The sequence below is a fragment of the Clostridium sp. N3C genome (assembly GCF_900095445.1).
GTDB lineage: Bacteria > Bacillota > Clostridia > Clostridiales > Clostridiaceae > Clostridium_AU.
Window position 1 is genome coordinate 1 of the sequence record NZ_FMJL01000033.1, and the last position, 18,659, is coordinate 18,659.

General features: G+C 31.0%; 9 protein-coding genes and 1 pseudogene. 2 read left to right on the forward strand and 8 right to left on the reverse strand.

Going from position 1 to position 18,659, the window contains the following annotated elements:
- The 8 genes and pseudogenes from N3C_RS09615 to ftsH form a co-directional block, all read right to left on the reverse strand.
- A partial coding sequence (locus N3C_RS09615) for a non-ribosomal peptide synthetase (protein WP_074365820.1) occupies nucleotides 1-3,510 on the reverse strand: 3,510 nt, incomplete at its 3' end.
- A 73-nt stretch (nucleotides 3,511-3,583) separates the two neighbouring features.
- Entirely contained in the window at nucleotides 3,584-5,845 is a 2,262-nt protein-coding gene (locus N3C_RS09620) for an FtsX-like permease family protein (protein ID WP_074365821.1), read from the reverse strand.
- Nucleotides 5,845-9,576 carry a condensation domain-containing protein gene (locus N3C_RS09625; RefSeq protein WP_074365822.1) on the reverse strand — a complete coding sequence of 1,244 codons (3,732 nt, stop codon included), beginning with the start codon at nucleotides 9,574-9,576 and terminating at the stop codon, nucleotides 5,845-5,847. Before N3C_RS09625 ends, N3C_RS09620 begins: the two co-directional genes overlap by 1 nt.
- A complete protein-coding gene (locus tag N3C_RS09630) occupies nucleotides 9,549-11,780 on the reverse strand; it encodes a condensation domain-containing protein (RefSeq protein ID WP_074365823.1) in 2,232 nt (743 codons plus the stop codon). Before N3C_RS09630 ends, N3C_RS09625 begins: the two co-directional genes overlap by 28 nt.
- A 59-nt stretch (nucleotides 11,781-11,839) precedes the next feature.
- On the reverse strand, nucleotides 11,840-13,075 hold the full coding sequence (locus N3C_RS09635; protein WP_074365824.1) for an MFS transporter: 1,236 nt from the start codon (nucleotides 13,073-13,075) through the stop codon (nucleotides 11,840-11,842).
- A 265-nt stretch (nucleotides 13,076-13,340) separates the two neighbouring features.
- Nucleotides 13,341-14,108 carry an SDR family NAD(P)-dependent oxidoreductase gene (locus tag N3C_RS09640; RefSeq protein WP_074365825.1) on the reverse strand — a complete coding sequence of 256 codons (768 nt, stop codon included), beginning with the start codon at nucleotides 14,106-14,108 and terminating at the stop codon, nucleotides 13,341-13,343.
- 82 nt (nucleotides 14,109-14,190) lie between these two features.
- Complete coding sequence (locus N3C_RS09645) at nucleotides 14,191-14,952, reverse strand: aspartate/glutamate racemase family protein (RefSeq protein WP_074365826.1); 762 nt, start codon at nucleotides 14,950-14,952, stop codon at nucleotides 14,191-14,193.
- 277 nt (nucleotides 14,953-15,229) lie between these two features.
- Nucleotides 15,230-17,037, reverse strand: a pseudogene (ftsH, locus tag N3C_RS09650) (ATP-dependent zinc metalloprotease FtsH).
- 254 nt (nucleotides 17,038-17,291) lie between these two features.
- Between ftsH and N3C_RS09655 the strand changes: the two are divergent.
- Both N3C_RS09655 and N3C_RS09660 read left to right on the forward strand, forming a co-directional pair.
- Nucleotides 17,292-17,867, forward strand: coding sequence for an HD domain-containing protein (locus N3C_RS09655; RefSeq protein ID WP_074365827.1), 576 nt, complete (start codon nucleotides 17,292-17,294; stop codon nucleotides 17,865-17,867).
- Nucleotides 17,868-17,944: 77 nt separating this feature from the next.
- The gene (locus tag N3C_RS09660; protein ID WP_083604506.1) at nucleotides 17,945-18,634 is read left to right on the forward strand and encodes a superoxide dismutase; all 690 of its coding nucleotides are present in this window, start codon (nucleotides 17,945-17,947) and stop codon (nucleotides 18,632-18,634) included.
- The last annotated feature ends 25 nt before the right edge of the window (nucleotides 18,635-18,659 follow it).

Below are 18,659 nucleotides of genomic sequence, written 5' to 3' on the forward strand. Positions count from 1 at the left end.
CAGTAAGTCTCCTTGGATTGTTTTTAAAATTGCCAGCTTAACTAATGGACCCTCTTCTAAATTTATACTTTTATTTATCTCCTGGGAAATCTCTTTAATTTTTAAATTATAATTAACCTCATTCCTTATATCAAAAACTTTTAAATCAAATAATTTTTCATTTATATCCCTATTAAACTGAAATACTTCATTTTGAGTTTTCCTATAAACCATTCTTAAAGCATCATGATGCTTAACTATTTCTTCAAAAGCAGTTCTAACATAACATTCTTCAAAAGAATGCTTACTCTTTAAAATAATTTGATGATTAAAATGATTTATATCTTCCTTATTATTTGAAAAGAATTCTCTTTGTATAGGTGTTAATTCCACATCTCCAGTAACAGTTCCTTGATAAATTTCCACTACATTTGTTTTCTCCACATATTTACGGGTTTCTGATAAAACAGGATGCTTAAGCAAATTTTTCACATCCAGTTTCAAATTATACCTTTGTAGTCGTGAAACAATTTGTATAGCCTTTATGGAATCTCCTCCTAAGTCAAAGAAGTTATCATTTATACCAATACCCTCAACCTTAAGAACTTGGCTCCAAACTTCAATTAATATATTTTCTATTTCATCCCTTCCCTCCTCGTACTTGCTTTCAGCTAGTACAAAGTTTTTAATCTCTGCCAATGCTTTTCTATCTACTTTTCCATTACTAGTACAAGGAATCTTATCTACCTGGATAAAATAAGAAGGAATCATATAAAGAGGTAAGTAATTTGACAAATATCCTCTTATTGAAATAACATCAATCTTTTCAGTTGCAACAATATAAGCACACAAGCTATTGCTGCCATTAGTATCCTTTTGACATAATACTACTGCATCTTTTATATAGTCAACATCTAAAAGTTTACTTTCAATCTCTCCAAGCTCTATTCTAAATCCTCGTATTTTTACTTGATTATCAATTCTACCTAAGTATTCCACATCTCCATTAGGTAATAGCCTTCCAAGATCTCCCGACCTATATAATATTTCATTTTTATTGTATGGATTAACAATGAATTTCTCCTTAGTCAATTCTGGTCTATTCAGATATCCCTTAGCAACCCCTTCTCCTGCAACACAAATCTCTCCAGGAACATTTATAGGTTGGATGTTTAGATTTTTATCTAATAAGTACATGGAAAGTGTAGGTATAGGCTTACCTATATTACTTACATTTAACTTAATATCATTATCTGAAAGTTCTTTAAAGGTAACATGAACAGTGGTTTCAGTTATCCCATACATATTTATAAGCTTTGTATTAGGATACAACTTTCTCCACTTCATTAACTTTACAGGAGCCAGAGCTTCTCCTCCAAAAATTACATATCGTACTTTTAATCTATCGATACCTTGTTCCACAACTGTATCTGCTAAGGCATAAAAAGCTTGAGGGGTTTGATTTAATACAGTTACGCCATTTTTTTCTATTATTTTTGAAAATTCCACAGGACTTACAACCTCATCTTTTGATACAATTACTAACTTACCTCCATATAATAATGCACCATACATCTCCCACACTGAAAAATCAAAGCAAAATGAATGAGCAACTGTCCAAACGTCTTCCTCATTAAAATCAAATTGGAAAGCATCATTTTTCATTAGTCTTACTACATTTCTATGGGTTATCATAACCCCCTTTGGCTTACCAGTTGACCCAGAGGTATAAATAATATATGCTGTATCCCCAGATGTATTAATTATCTCCAGATTATCTTTATGCTCTTGTTTCTCAAGGTCTTCTTTAAAGTTTATAATAGTACCGCCATAGTTTATTTTGCTATAATAGGACTGTTGGGAAATTAAAAATTTCGCTTCACTATCATATAACATATACTCCTGCCTATCAGTAGGATAATCTATATCTATTGGTAGATATGTTCCTCCAGCTTTAAGAACCGCCAAAATACTAACAAGCATATCTATAGATTTATCTAATAATATACCTACGATTGTCTCTCTTTGCACTCCAATTTCTCTAAGCTTTGATGCTAAGATATTAGCTTTTTCATTTAATTGTCTATATGTTAGGCTTTCTTCACCATATACTGCTGCCGTTCTATTAGGAAACCTTCTTACTATATCTTCAAAAATTTCATGTATTACTGTACTCTTCGGAAAATTGCACTGAGAATTACTAAGCATTTGAATTATTTCTGACTTTTCATCTTCTGAAAGCATATTAAGATTAGAAATGTCTTTGCTTGGTTCTTTCATGCCATCATTTAAAATTGACATTAGATGATTATGAATGGCATCTATATCCCTTTCATCAAAAGCTTGGATCTGATAATCATAATCAATTATAAATCTGCCTTCTGATGTTCTATCGTTTATATGAATTATCAATTCTTCTCCAGAAGTTCCATTGAACAACCATACTGGTTCTTGTTCCTCTTCCTCTGCAGTAATTATTTTAGTATTTTGATAGGACATAACAACATTGTAAAGTTTGCCATAAGATCTGCCTTCTTTCCTTAACTCGCTTAGCACCTCATCGTAAGGATATTTACCATGCTTTAAGCACTGAAACCATACTTTTTTTACATAATTTAAAAAATCGATAAAATTGATCCTATCCTCTATTTGAAATCTTATAGGTAAGGTAGTAATAAACATACCTTGCATTTCTTTTTCTTTCTTAGATCTATTTAATGCAACTGTTCCTAAAGTAAAATCTGATTTTCCTGTATATCTACTTGTGAGAATAGCTAGAACACCAAACATTAGATTAAAAACTGATATTCCACTTTCTTTAGAAAATGAAATAATTTTATTTGTTATTTCAGAAGATAATTTAAAAGACTTCCTTTGAGCTTTGGCATCTATATTATTTGAATTACGATGAGACAGACTCACTAAATCAGGTATATCTTTAAACTGATCAATCCAAAACTCCTTATCATGTTCATATCTTTGTGATTTTTTGTATTTTTCCTCGGATATAATATAGTCAATATAAGATGGTTTAGTAGAATTGTATTCCTTATTATTTTTTAGTGCTGAATAAATTTCAGCAGTCATACTAGCAGCAGTGGAAATTGACCATGCGTCTGTAATTATATGATGAAACTTAAAATAAAAACCGCCTCTTCCATCGGGATGGATTACAATAGGTACATAATATAAATCAGAATCATAAATGTTAAAAACACTAGTGTTAGTAGACTGTAACCATTCCTCATATTCCTTATCCCTTTGATAAAAATTAAACACATCAATTTTCTTATATGTATAAGGTGCTATATATTGCTTTATTTCATCGTTCCTCAAACAAAGTCTTAGTCTAAGAGCATCATTAGATTTAATGACTATGTTTATAGCAGTATCCAACAAGTTAATATCCACCGGATTCTTAAAAAGATTTATTCCTGTTATGTTATTAATAGGAGTATTGGAATAGTATTTTTCAACTTGAAATATTCTTTTTTGTGGATGTGATAAATCATAATACTTATATCCACCCATAATTTATCCCCCTCAATTTCCATAAATTTATTTAATTGTTCTTCAATTAATGACTAATAAATACTAATGGTATCTATTCTGCATAAAGTACATTCTTAATCTCAATTTTGTTAAGATTTCTTTTCATAATAAAAATGGATATCTTGTAAACTATATACACGATAATAAAAGAAGCTATTTTCCAAACTGTATTTGTTTGCAAAATAATTAGAATTTCCGTTGACTTGTTTACATAAGTTTGAATAGACTCAAATATTTTATCGATAAATAAGCTACATATTATGCTACCAATGAATATTGCAACAGAATATATATTAATTACCATTTTAGAGATAACTTTATTTTGATACCCTAAGATATTGAGTATGGTAATATCCTTTTTAGCATCATTAATATTAAAATAAGAGATTAAACTGGTGAGACTAACTACTAAAACTATAGTTATTACGAGCATCATAGGTATTAAACTAAGGCTACCTTTTAATAAAGTCATAGTTTGCTCCTTTTGCTGCTCTTTAGAAATTACTACCTTCATTTCTTCAGTCTTCTCCTGCAATATTGAGCTATACTGTCCATTATAATCTCCTTCATGTAATACAGAGTCCATATCCTGCATATAATCAGCATTAAGGTATAACAAACTATCATAAACTGTAATATTTATTGCGGAAATATTAAACTTTTGAATATCCCCCTTACTGTCTTTTATATTTAAGATATCTCCTTCTTTCAAATTGTAATCATAAGCTAGCTTTTTCGAAATAATAACATCGTTTTTCTTCATATTTAAAAGTGGGTTGCTTTTATTATCTGTACTAAGTTTAAGCATATCATTTTCAGCATGAACAAACTGTACATCATACTTTTTTTCGATGTTTTTCTTACCAGCATCGGTCTCTGCCGATTCAATATAAAATCTATAATTTAGAAATGTATTTCTTCTATTTTCTTTACTAGGTTCATTTTTTATATCATTATAAATAATCATAGATTTAAACTTCATTTGATCATCCATCTGTTTAATAGGTTCCAATGTAAGATTAAATATAGCTGCAGCAAAATTAATCATAAAAAATGCAATTAAGCTTATAAATACAATGATAGAGAAACGCCAAAGCTTTCTTAGTAAAAAAGCGTATCGTATTTTATATTGAAAAGGAAAATGTTCAAGCAATTTCTTAGAAAACACCGTGATTTTGCCAACTTGATGCTTATCTCTATCATAAATTAAGTTTAACTCATTGATACGAAGTAACTTTAAACCTAGTAAAAAAGTTATAATAGCTATAGTGATATTTACAGTAATAATTACACCTACTATTAGCAAATAGTTGAATCTTATTACTGGATGCACTATATTGAAAACGTTAAAGTAGTTAACTAAAAAGCTTTCAGACATAAATAAACCTAAAAAAGCTCCAATGGTCATTCCTATTAATATAGGAATTTGAATCAAAACAAAGGGCAAAGCTATAGTAACACGCTTGTATCCGATAGCCATTAACACACCGCTGCATCTTCGTGAATATTGAAATTGGTTTCTAACAAGCAGCATAACAACAATTACAATAACCAACACAAACAAGATAAATCCTATCTTCATCAAAGATAAGCTTGTCTGAAAATTAGAAAGCAATGTGTTAAAGCTTTGAAGATTCTTGCTACTTTCTACTAAACTTATGTCATCATCATTCATCATATCCTTTATCTTGCTATCAAACTCAGTCTTATCTAAATTCTTATTGAATCTTGCCACATATATCTTATCCTCATTTCCACTGAGAGACTCAAAATTATCTTTATTCATCAGCACACCTGCATTTTTAGTTGTGGAAACTGTGGATGCATACTGTGAATTAAATATTAATGATTCTGAAGGCTGATAATATAGCCCTGAAACTGTATAATCTGAATTTGATATCACAATTTTGTCATTAATCTTAATGTTATTTTTTTTAGCAAATTGCAGGGAAAGCAAAATGTTGCTTCCCTGTATATCATCCTTTCCTTCTACCACATAATATTTATTTATATTAGTCATTGGAACACTAATATAAAATGTATTTTGGCCTTCTTGCACATACTTTCTTCGGAATAATTCCGCACTAAAATCATACTTATCTTCAAGTTCAGCTATATTTGCTTTAGGAAGTATTCTAAACTCTTCCACCTTAGTAGCTTTTAAATCCTCTTTATATGAATTTTGGATTGGAACATTACCATAATATAAATATGTGAATAAAAATCCCAGTATAGCTGACAACAGCAAAAGTAATATTAGTTGTAACTTATTCTTTAAAAGTAATCTTATATTATTTTTGATCAGATTTCTCATTACTTCCACACAACCTTTTCTACTAGCTTTGGATTTTCATTAACTTCTTCTGATATAATCTCTCCATCCAAAAGTCGTATTACTCTATCTGCAATCTCAGCTACCTGTGGATTATGGGTAACAAGGACTATAGCTATATTCATTGTTTTCTGCATATGCTGCAATAAACTTAATACTATTTGGCCCGTCTTAGTATCAAGAGCTCCAGTGGGCTCGTCGCAGAATAACACAGTAGATTTTTTAGCTACAGCTCTTGCTATTGCTACACGTTGCTGCTCTCCGCCAGATAATTGATATGGAAATTTATTTTTCTGTTTACCTAACTTTACCTTTTCTATAATTTCATCTACATCCACATCACCATCAGTTAGATGAGCACCTATTTCTACATTTTCCCTTACTGTGAGATTGCCAAGAAGATGATAAGCTTGAAATACAAAGCCTATATGTTTTCGCCTTAACTCTAATATCTTCTTTTTACTAAAGTTAGTAATATCCTCATCAAAGTATAGAACACTTCCACTATCAGGCTTTTCAAGGGAACTCATTATATTTAGTAGTGTTGATTTTCCTGATCCTGATGGTCCTAAAAGCACAACAAATTCACCAGCTTTTAACCTGAAGTTAATATCTTTTAAAATTTCATTCTTTGATTCCTTAATTCCATAAGATTTACGAATATCCTTAAGCTCCAATACTACTTGATTACTTAAAAAACTCTTATTTAATAAACTTTCAATAGTTTCAATATTTTCCTTCAGATAATCATCATTATTGAGCATACTAATATGTCCACCTTTACCGTAAAACAACTCAACGGTTCCAGTAGTGCTATGCTTCCAAGCTAACCTTGTATCTTTGTCATGCTCTACCTTATCTTCAGAAAGCAAATTATAAATATTAGTACCGTTTAATACTAAAAATTTATCCTTATTAGCCTGACAATAATCTTGATAAAGCTTTGCCTCCGTAAGGAAATTATCTCTTTCCTTATTTATAAGCTCTTTAACTGAGTCATTTTCCATTATACTTTTATCTAGGTTTGATTCTTCTATGAAGTTCTGCAACATTTCATCTATACTATCCTTATTAATAGTAGTATATTGCACACCTTCCTGCCACTTATACCCATCAAGCATTATTATTGAATTAGCTCTTAATCCTTGTTTCTCCATACACAATGCGGTATCAAAAGCTATGTTAGCCCCTCCTGAATATCCCAATAATACAATTTTAGAGTTGTCCTTTTGTTCCATAATATATTTACAATATTCCTCGTCCATACCATCAACCTTAAGAAGATGCATTATATGGAACTGATATTCTGGAAAGTTCTTAAATAAAGATTCAAAAAGGGCCATATATGCAATTTTAAGCATAGCTGGAGGAAAAACAAAAACTTTATTCTTACCTTTTGGATTAATTATAGTGGCAATATCATTAGAGTTTTTGTCCTTATAATTCTCAATTTCTCGTAAAATTCTGTTCTCAAGTCCTTCCTCAAGTGTAATATTAGATGCTTTAATAAGTAACTTTCTATACTCTGACAAAATCCTTCTCATTTTTCTTTCTTTAAATAAACAACTATTATAGTTTACGCTGAAATAGAGCTTATTATCTTTAAGAACAGAATTAATTACTATAGGGAATTGTAAGCAAACTTCCTTACCAACCTCTTCCCCATTTTCATCTAAAACTAAGGAAAAGTGTAGATTATCATTAAGCTCACTAAAAGATCCCATGTGATTAAACAATATGTCACCTTTTCTTGTAAATTCAATATCTTCTTTCATATCATCAGGAGTAAGCTTTTCTAATATAGAATATCCTATTCCACTGTTTGGTGTTTCCTTTAGCTTTTCACGTATTAACTTTATATTATTTATGTCTAAAGGTCCTTTTATAATGTTATCCTCTATAACTATTGGATACAAAGCAGTAAACCAGCCTATAGTTCTGTTTACATTTAACCCTAGAACTTCACCTTGCCTACCGTGACTTTCAAGAAAAATCTTCATTTTTTTACATCTTCCAAAATATATTTTTTTGAAGGCTTTAATCAATGGAGCCAATAGTATTTCATTTATTTCAACACCGTATCTAGCTGGTAATCTCTTAGTAAGAGCTTCTGTAATATTTGACTCCAGATAAAACTCTTCTCTTCTCATATCCTTGAACTTATATATATCTTTTGAGTCACTTTTGAATTTTATGTCCTTTGAGCTTTCCTCTAGAGCTTTCCAATACTCCTTTTCTTTCATAAATTCTTCACTTTGGGAGTATTTATAAAGTTCTTCGCTCCATTTTTTGAAGCTATGTGTTTTCTTAGGCAAATTAACTTTTTCATTATTAAGAAGCTGGTTATATATAGCCGTAAAATCATCAAAAATGATTCTTTGTGACACGCCATCACATATCCAATGATGCATTACTATGAGAACGTAAGATGTATCCTCAACTATAAAATGTGCAGCATTTATCAATGGTCCTTTAGCTAAATCAAATGACTTCTGAATTTCATTCTTATATTCATAAATGTTAGATTGTGTACAGTGATACTCTTTAACATCAACATCATACTCGTCAATATCTCCATTTATAGAAAAGTCACTTCCATATTCATATTTCATTCTAAGCGCATCATGATGAACAATTAGATTTTTTAGGGTTTCTCTAATTAAATCTTTATCAAGTTTTATGTTAGATTTAATAAACATAGATTGGTTAAAGTGATTAATGCTATCAACATTAGTTAATTCTTTCAAATAAATTTGCGGAGGAGTCAGTGGCACTTTACCAGTTACAGCATCTTGACTAATCTGCATGATATTCTTAGATATTTTACTGCTTAAATCTACAATTCTTGGAAAATCCATTATATCTTTTATTCTTATGTCATAGTCTGAAAGTAATGCAATTATCTGAATAGCTTTTATAGAATCTCCACCCATTTCAAAAAAGTTATCATATATGCTTACTTGTTCTCGCTTTAATACAGTTTTATATGCTTCAACAAGCACCTTCTCAATTTCATTTCTTGGCGCTTCAAACTTATGTTGTGATTTCTTTTCATATAACTCTATAAGTTTACTTTTATCTATCTTGCCATTCAAAGTTAAAGGAAAAGAATCAACTCTTATAATATTATTAGGAATCATATATTTTGGTATAATCTTTTCTAACCATTCTTTAATCTCTGCTTGTTCAATTTCACTTTCACTTATATAAAATGCAACAAAGTGAGTATTATTTATATCATCCCTGTATACAAAAGGATATGCATCCCTTATAATCGGATTACTCATTATAGCACTACGAACTTCATCCAACTCAATTCTATAGCCATTATATTTGATCTGATTATCAATACGTTCAATAAACTCCATCTTTTTATTTTTATTAAATCTTACCATATCACCAGTTTTATATAACTTTTCCTCTTTATCAAAAGGACTTTGTACAAACCTTTCTTCTGTCATTTTAGGATTGTTTATGTACCCTTTGGCTACCCCTTGTCCACCAATATACAATTCTCCAGGTTCCTCATCTATAACCTGCTCCATTTTTTCATTTAGTATATATAACTTAGTATTGGCTATTGGTATTCCAATTGGTACTACAGTACCTATGTCCTCATTTATATTAAATAAATGAGTTATGCATCCTACAGTAGCTTCTGTAGGTCCGTATTCATTGTATATTTCTAACTTATATTTCGAATTTTCACACACTTTTTTGCTAAATCAGTATATAACTGTTCTCCTCCAACAATAAATCTCTTTATTCCATGATCTTTATCCTTGATTAAACTAGAAAATATGTTTAAATGAGCTGGTGTCAACTTAATTAAATTAATATCCCTTTTCTTTATTATTTGATTACATACATCAAGCAAATCATATTCTTCAGAGAAAATGTACATACTATTGCCGGATACTAATGGTAAGAATATTGAAGTTACTGATAAGTCAAAAGATAATGAAGTGAATACTGGCATATTAACATTCTCTTCATTCTTAATATACATATCCTTTGCCCAAATAAGATAATTAAAGAGATTGGAATTTGAAATTCCTACACCCTTTGGCTTACCAGTGGTTCCTGATGTATAAATTATATAAACAATCGAATCGAGCTCTGACTCATTTATACTTTCAGAATTTATTGATACATCTGTATTTCTTTTTTCTATGATACAAAGGTCCTCAAACTCATATTTTTCATCAGTAATTATATATTTTGCCTTGCTATCAACTATAATATTTCGTAATCTCTCTAAAGGAATGTTCTTATCAATAGGAATATAGGCAGCTCCAGCCTTTAAAATAGCTAATATCCAGATTATAGTCTTATATTCCCTATTTGCTGTAAGTAAAATATATTCTCCTTTAGAAACTCCTATATTATACTTTAGATAATTGGCTAATATGTCCGATTGTCTGTTAAGCTCACCATAAGAAATTTGATGATCTCCATCAAATATAGCTATCTTATTAGGATTTTTGTGCACTGATTCAATAAACAAATCTACTATAGTTCTTTGAGGCCCAAAGTCAACCTTTGTATTATTGAAATCATTTTCAAATCTATCCATATTTATAGTTTCTTCCATTAGAATATTATTTGCTTCTTCTCCTATCAATATGTTTGTAAGTATACTCTTGTAAGTTTGAAATATATTCATCAAATCTTTCAAAGATATATAGGTAGTATTATATTTTATTTTGAATTCTATTTCTTTATTTGGAGTTACTACTATAGCTACAGGATAATTATTTTCTTCTAAAATGAAACCATCCTCAAATTCTAATCCTAACTCTTTAACTTCATCTTCCAATAAACTAGTTACAGATGGATAATTTTCAAATATAAATATATGATCAAATAGTTTACTGCCAAAACTAGTTAGTTTTTGTATATCAGAAAGAGCAGTATGTCCATGTTTTATTAATTCTACTTGCTTTTCTTGAACTGTATTTATCAATTCTGAAATACTCTTTTTACTTATATTGTTAATCCTCATCGGTAGCGTGTTGATAAAAAGCCCTACCATTTTCTCTATGTCCTCAATTTCAACATCTCTTCCAGATACTACGCTACCAAAAACAACATCATCGCTTTTAGTAAGCTTTGACAGTGTGAGTATCCAAGCTACTTGAAGAATAATATTAAGAGTCACATTCTTCTGTGCTGCAAATTCAATAAGTTTTTCTGTCATTCTCTCATCAATTTTTTCAACATAATCTTCAAAGATATAATTATTACTTATTTCATTAGTTGAAAGCTTAGTAACTTTATTAATATCATTAAGTTCATTAGTCCAATACTTAATGGATCCTTCATAGTCATAATTATTTTGAAGCCAACCTACATATTGTTTAAACTGATTAGGCTTATTTATTTTTATCTTTCCATACTTTTGAATTTGGTAATAGCCTAAAAACAATTCTCCTAATACATTTGTCATAGACCATCCATCCATGATAATATGATGGAAATTTAGCATTATTACGCACTTTAACTTATCTATCTTCATTAGTGTCAATCTGATTAAAGCTTCCTTTTCTAAATCAAATCCTCTTTCAAGTTGACTATTCATGTAATTTTCTAAATATATTTTTGCTTGCTCTTCATCTAAGTTTGATATGTCTACATAATTAAATTCACCTTGCTTATTTCTAAGAACTACCTGCTTAGGTCTCTTTAATTTCTTATATGCAAATGATGTCCTTAAAACATCATGTCTTTTTATCATATCTTCAAAAGACTCTTTCAGCTTTTCTTTATCGATAATTCCCTTTACAGTTATACTAACAAACTCATTGTATACCTTCACATTTTCCTTTAATATAGTATAAAAAAGCATTCCCTCTTGCATACTTGTCAAATTATAAATGTCTTGTATGTTGTCCTTCCTATTATTAATTTCTTCCAAATTACTCACCTCTAAATCACAATATCCTTTTTATAATTACTAAATTATATTGTAAAAATTTAATTATTTAACCCCGGAATTCCACCATCCCCAGTAACAAACTCCATTGACTTTATTTTACTGCTGAATGTACAAAAAGATATGAATATAATTATTAATAATAAAGTTAATAACAGTGGTATATTCCCAAGTTCACCAATTACACCTGCAACAAAAGTTCCTAAAGGTGCTACTCCTTGTGTTGATAGAATTACTAATCCCATAATCTTTCCTAAAGAATCCTCACTTACATTTCTTTGTATAGTTGACTGAAGCATTGTCAAAATAAAGTTAAATGCCATGCCAAAAATAAAAGCTATAGAAGATAACCAATAAATTTTTTTTATAAAAGCAAAGGGAATCAATATGAAGAAACTAATTCTTCCTGAAATAATGAGCACTTTTAATAATGTGTCCTGTTTAAACTTTACAATCATTAAAAGTATAGAAACACAAAACATTCCAGCCATTAAAGCTACAGAAACAATACCAAGCCACAATACACCAAGACTTGAATCTTCATTAAACAAAACAATTATCAAGGTTAAACTCATTTGATATAAAAATATAAAGGCCGTAATATATGTAAGTATAGTTGGTAGTCCTTTATATTCCTTTGCTTGTTGAAAGGCTATTTTGTATTGCATAAACAAGCCTGTACGCTCGTTCAATTTGGTTTTTACTTCATTTTTTAAAGTAATAAACATTTCTAAAATTCCTGTAGTAATAAAAGATATTCCATTTATCAATAAGACTATTTCTATACCATAATAATAATATAAAAAAGTAGAAGAACTTCTTCCCACTATATTTGATAGGCTTGTACAAATTGAAAACAAAGAATTGACTTTAATAATATCGTCTTTTCCAACTATCATTGGTGGTAAACTATTGATAGTAACACCAAAGAATGGTGATATACATCCAATTAATAAACTACACGGTAAAACAACAAGAATACTAAAACCATAAACCATTATGTACCACATCATAAAAAAACATAATATTCCTCTTAGTAAATCAGCTGTTATCAATATAACTTTTTTATTATGTTTGTCTGAAAACACACCAGCAATTGGTGCTAATAATAGATAAGGAATATTTAGTAGTGCCATAGTTAATCCCATGAGGAAAGTTGAACCTGTTTTGTCAAGAATCCAAATACTCATTGCAAAATCAAAAATTGCATCTCCTAAAAATGATATAAATTGCCCCTGTGTTAGTAATAACACATTTTTATTTATAAACTTCTTCATATTAAAATTACCTTTCCCAATCTAATATATTATAATTTATACATTAATGATAATATGTGGTAGTTTTTTGTCAATAATATGTATTACAGCATATATTATCAAGAATAATGTTAAATATGCTTCCAATTTAATAGAAATTATCTATTTACAACAAGACTATAAAGTGGTTTTTGCACCAAATAAGGTATTAAAAAAAGCAAACACCTATACGGTGTCTGCTTAAAGCTGATTGCCCCATCCCTTTTTTAACTGTAGATATAAAAATTTATTTCGCCGCTAATCTTCTCTGATACCTACCTACAAACTCTTTTACCAATGTTCTGGGTATTTTTACTAACAGCTTATTAGCTATTCCCGGAACCACCACTGTTTTCTTTTTCATAAGAGCCTTGTATCCTGCTTCTGCAACCTTTTCCGGAGACATAGCCGCCTTATTATCTCTCCTCCCTGCTCTCTTAGAGAAGTTTGTTTTTGTAGCTCCTGGGCACAAAGCTGTTACTACAATGTTATATGGCTTCAATTCCTTTGCTATAGCCTCCGTAAAGGATAAAACATAAGCCTTTGTAGCATAATAAACTGCTGTATAGGGCCCTGGGTGATAGGCACCAGTAGAAGCAACATTTAATATAAATCCCCTCTTCTTATTAACCATATCCTTAGAAAAAAGCTTAGTAAGCTCTGTTAAGGCCCTTATATTTACTTGGATCATATCTGTATCCTTGTATAATTCTTCTTTATAAAATAAACCAACATAGCCAAAACCTGCATTATTTACAAGTGTATCCACCTCTAGTTCTAGCTTATTTACCTTATTGTATAATTCACTAGCAGCCTGAGGATTGGCTAGATCTGTAGGAATTAAATACACTTTCACTCCATAATCTTTTATAAGCTTATCAGCCAATTTTTTAAGGGCCTCTTCCTGCCTTGCAACTAACACAAGATCATGCTTATTTCTTGCAAAAACCCTTGCCATCTCATAGCCTATACCGCTAGAAGCTCCCGTTATTAAGGTTACACTTTTGCTTTCCATAATAATTCCGCCTTTACTGGATTATAGATATCAATAATATATAGCTAATTGTACTATATCCAGTGGAATTATTACAAGGTACTTAAAAGTATCCAAAATATCTCTTCTGCACTACCGCCTGCTTTACCCAATTTATAAGGGTAATGAAATCAAAAACTGGAAGTCCCGTTGCTCCTTGAATATCACAGGCATAAGGTGGAAGATCACTACATTCTAGAAGAATTGCACCTATCTCTGGATGTTCAATAATCAGTTTCTGTGACAACTTTACTAGGTCCTTTGTCAAACGGTCATTGTCCAATTCTGTTTTTCCCCAGCGAATTGGAGCAAAGCTTTCTAGTTTTCCAACATTCTCAACTATGCAATCCTTTGAATCTGCCCCAACCTTATGAAGCAAGGTATCATTTAAATCCTCTCCACTGGCAGCAAACACTGCTATCTTTTGATGTGGATTTAAGCCAAGCTTAATCAAAGGAATTTGACATAGACTAGATAAAAATACTGGTACCTTTACCGCCTCTGCTACCTGCTTTTGAAAGTGTGCAAAATAACCACAAGCACCTACTATGGCTCGTACTCCTTCCTCCTCCAATTCCTTTGCTGCAGAAATTATTTGATCTTCTATTTCTGGTGAACCTACAAATAAAAGCTCAATATCAAACTTTACCTTTTTATATAATACAGGAAAATCAAAAGTGGTAGCATTTGCTACATTGCCAGGCAGTTTTGGATATTCTATATCTACTGCAATGATGCCAATTGGATGTCCAGCACAGTAAGTAGCAGGAACAGAATGTGTTTTATAAATATCTTCAGATCTTTGTATAACTCCCTGCCAACTCATAAAATTCCCCCTAGTTTTATATATACTCCTTCATTAAATAGGGCAGACTGCCACTACAGCTTATGTACATAAGGATTATTTATAGTTGTATTATACTTAATTTTGTAAAAGAGGTGTTAATACATAAAACAAATAGTTGGTTATAATATTCTTCTATAACAGTTTTTAACTTCTAGTACTATCATTGAATTAAGTCATATAAAAACCTCTGCTTATTAAAATTAAACAGAGGTTTTTATCAAGCAGAAGAACACTTATACTATGATAACCAAAATAATTATTCTAGAATAGACATAAACTCTTCTCCTGTTATGGTTTCTTTTTCTATTAGGTATTTAGATAATTCATGTAGTTTTTCCTTATTCTCTTCTAGTATTTCCTTAGCCTTATTGTGACAGCTCTTAATTATCTTAAGCACTTCTTCATCAATCTTAGAAGCTGTTTCAGCAGATACTAGTAATGAAGTATCCCCTCCTAAATATTGATTAGTAACTGTTTCTAAAGCCATCATATCAAATTCTTCATTCATACCGTACCTTGTAACCATTGCTCTAGCAAGTTTTGTAGCCTGTTCAATATCATTGGAAGCACCAGAAGTAATACTATTAAATATAATTTCCTCTGCAGCTCTTCCCCCCATATAGGTTGTTATCTTATCCAGAATTTGATTCTTATTCATAAGAACCTACTCTCCTTCTTCAACCTGCATGGTGTAACCTAAGGCCCCTGAGGTTCTAGGTATGATTGTTATCTTATGCACCGGTGCTGAATGGCTCTGTTTTGCTGCCACCAATGCATGTCCTATTTCGTGATAAGCTATAATTTCCTTATCTTCCTTAGAAATCACCGCATTTTTTCTTTGATATCCTGCTATTACAACCTCTACCGATTCTTCTAAATCTGTTTGAAGTACATGATTACGTCCAAGCCTTACTGCTCTAAGGGCTGCTTCGTTAATAATGTTTGCCAAATCTGCTCCAGAGGCTCCTGGGGTTGCTCTAGCAATAACATTAAAATCTATATCTTCACCTAAAACAACCTTTTTAGCATGTACCTTTAAAATTGATTCACGACCAACTAAGTCTGGCAATTCTACAGGAATTCTTCTGTCAAATCTACCGGGTCTTAGTAAGGCCTTATCTAAAGTATCTGGCCTATTAGTAGCTGCCAATATTACAACACCCTTATCCGCATCAAAACCATCCATCTCTGTTAAGAGCTGATTTAAGGTCTGTTCCCTTTCGTCATTTCCTCCTACACCGCCAGAATTTCTGCTTTTTCCTATAGTATCAATTTCATCGATAAAGACAATACAAGGAGCCTTTGCTTGAGCTTGCTTGAATAAATCCCTTACTCTTGCCGCTCCCATACCTACAAACATTTCTACAAACTCAGAACCTGAAATTGAAAAAAAGGCACTCTAGATTCTCCTGCTACAGCCTTAGCCAAAAGAGTCTTTCCTGTTCCAGGAGGTCCTACTAATAAAGCCCCCTTTGGAACCTTAGCACCAATATCTTTATACTTTTTAGGATTGTGAAGAAAATCTACAATTTCTTGTAAAGCTTCCTTAGCCTCATCCTGTCCTGCTACATCTGCAAAGGTTATGCCTGTTTGAGCTTCAACATACACCTTTGCATTACTTTTACCAAAGGACATAGTGTTTCCACCCATTTTATTCTGCATTATCTTCATAAAGAAAAGACCTATTATAAAGAAAGCAACCATTGGAATAATCCAAGATATTAGAATCTCCATAATTGGTGAAATTTCTTCTGGAATAACCCTAGAAAATTCAACATTTGCCTTGTATAAACGCTCTACCAATTGAGGATCATCCATACGTCCTGTCACATAAGTAACCTCTCTTCCATTTTCCTCTACAGTAAATCCAATTTGATTATCCTCTACCTCTACCTTTTTAACTTCTCCACTTTCAACTTTTGATAAAAAACTGCTATAGTCTACTTCTTTAACTTTACCCTTCAAAACTGAAGGAAAGACAAATATATTTAGAATAGCTATAATAATCAATGCAACAATATAATAAAATATAAATGGCTTCCTAGATTTTTTATCCACTTTCATTTGTTCTTCTTCCTTTCTACATAATAGTTCTAGTCTACAGAGCCGTTAGTACATATTTCTCACATATAGGATTAAAAAATAAAAATGTTTTATACATATTATAGCTTATATTTAAAACTTATAGTTTATTTTTAAAATAATTAATATATTTTTTACAACAGTTTTCTAAGGTGAACCCTTGACAATATTAGATAAAATTACTAATATCTTAATTAACTTATATGTTTAGTTGGTTTTATTTTTTATTAGAAAGGATGATAAAGATGCCTACTAGAGAGGAAGCCTTGGAACTTTTAAAAAAATATAATAAAAGCGAAAGTTTAATAACTCACGGGTTAGCTGTAGAAGCAGCAATGCGTCATTTTGCAGGTCTTTACAATGAAGATCCAGATAAGTGGGGAATCATAGGTCTTGTCCATGATCTTGATTACGAAATGTATCCAGACCAACACTGCTTTAAGGTTAGAGAAATTTTAGAAGCAGAAAACTGGCCAGAGGAATATATTCGTGCAATTCAAAGTCATGGCTACGAGCTTGTCAACGATGTGAAACCAATAAGCAATTTAGAAAAGGTTCTTTACACCATCGATGAGCTAACAGGTCTTATTACTGCAGTATGCCTAATGCGTCCAAGTAAAAGCATTCTTGATTTAGAAGTTAAATCTGTTAAGAAGAAATGGAAACAAAAGAGCTTTGCTGCTGGTGTAAATAGAGAAGTTATAATTAAGGGTGCAGAAAGACTAGGTATGGAATTAGATGATGTTATTAAAGAAACTATAAATGGCATGAAAAAAGCAGCTGAAGCTATAGGATTAAAGGGCAATTTATAAAATAGCATAAATTTTTCTCTTCTACGGAATAACTATATTTGTAACTATACACAAAAGATTTCGAGAGGAGAATTTCAATGAAAAAATTACTTAAATTATTATCAGTACTTTTATCCGCTACTTTAATTACCACGCCTAGGCCAGCTAAAGCCTTTGAAACCACAGGCCCTTTTAAACTTCCAGATCTACCTTATAGCTATGATGCTCTTGAGCCTTACATAGATGCTCAAACCATGAAAATTCACCACACTGGCCATCATGCAGCCTATGTGGAAAAACTAAATGATGCTGTAAATAAATATCCTGAGCTCAAAGGCAAAACCATCGAAGAATTACTGTCAGATCTAAATAAAGTGCCTAAGGAAATTAGAGAAGAAATTAGAAACAACGGCGGAGGCCATTATAACCATTCTTTGTTTTGGACCTTTATGGGAAAGAACAAAGGAACTGGTCCCACCGGCAAGCTAAAGGAGGATATCGACAAAGCCTTTGGTTCCTTTGATAACTTTAAAAAGGAATTCAAGGAAGCAGCTTTAAATAGATTTGGTAGCGGTTGGGCTTGGTTAATAAAGGATTCTGCTGGAAACTTAAAAATACTTACCACCCCTAATCAGGATAGTCCAATAATGATTGGCATTAAGCCTATTTTAGGTTTAGATCTTTGGGAACACGCTTATTATTTAAAATATCAAAACAAACGTGGAGATTACATTGATAACTGGTGGAATGTAGTTAATTGGCAGGATATTTCTAAGAATTATAAGTAAAAATTATAAAAAGGCTTTTTCTCAA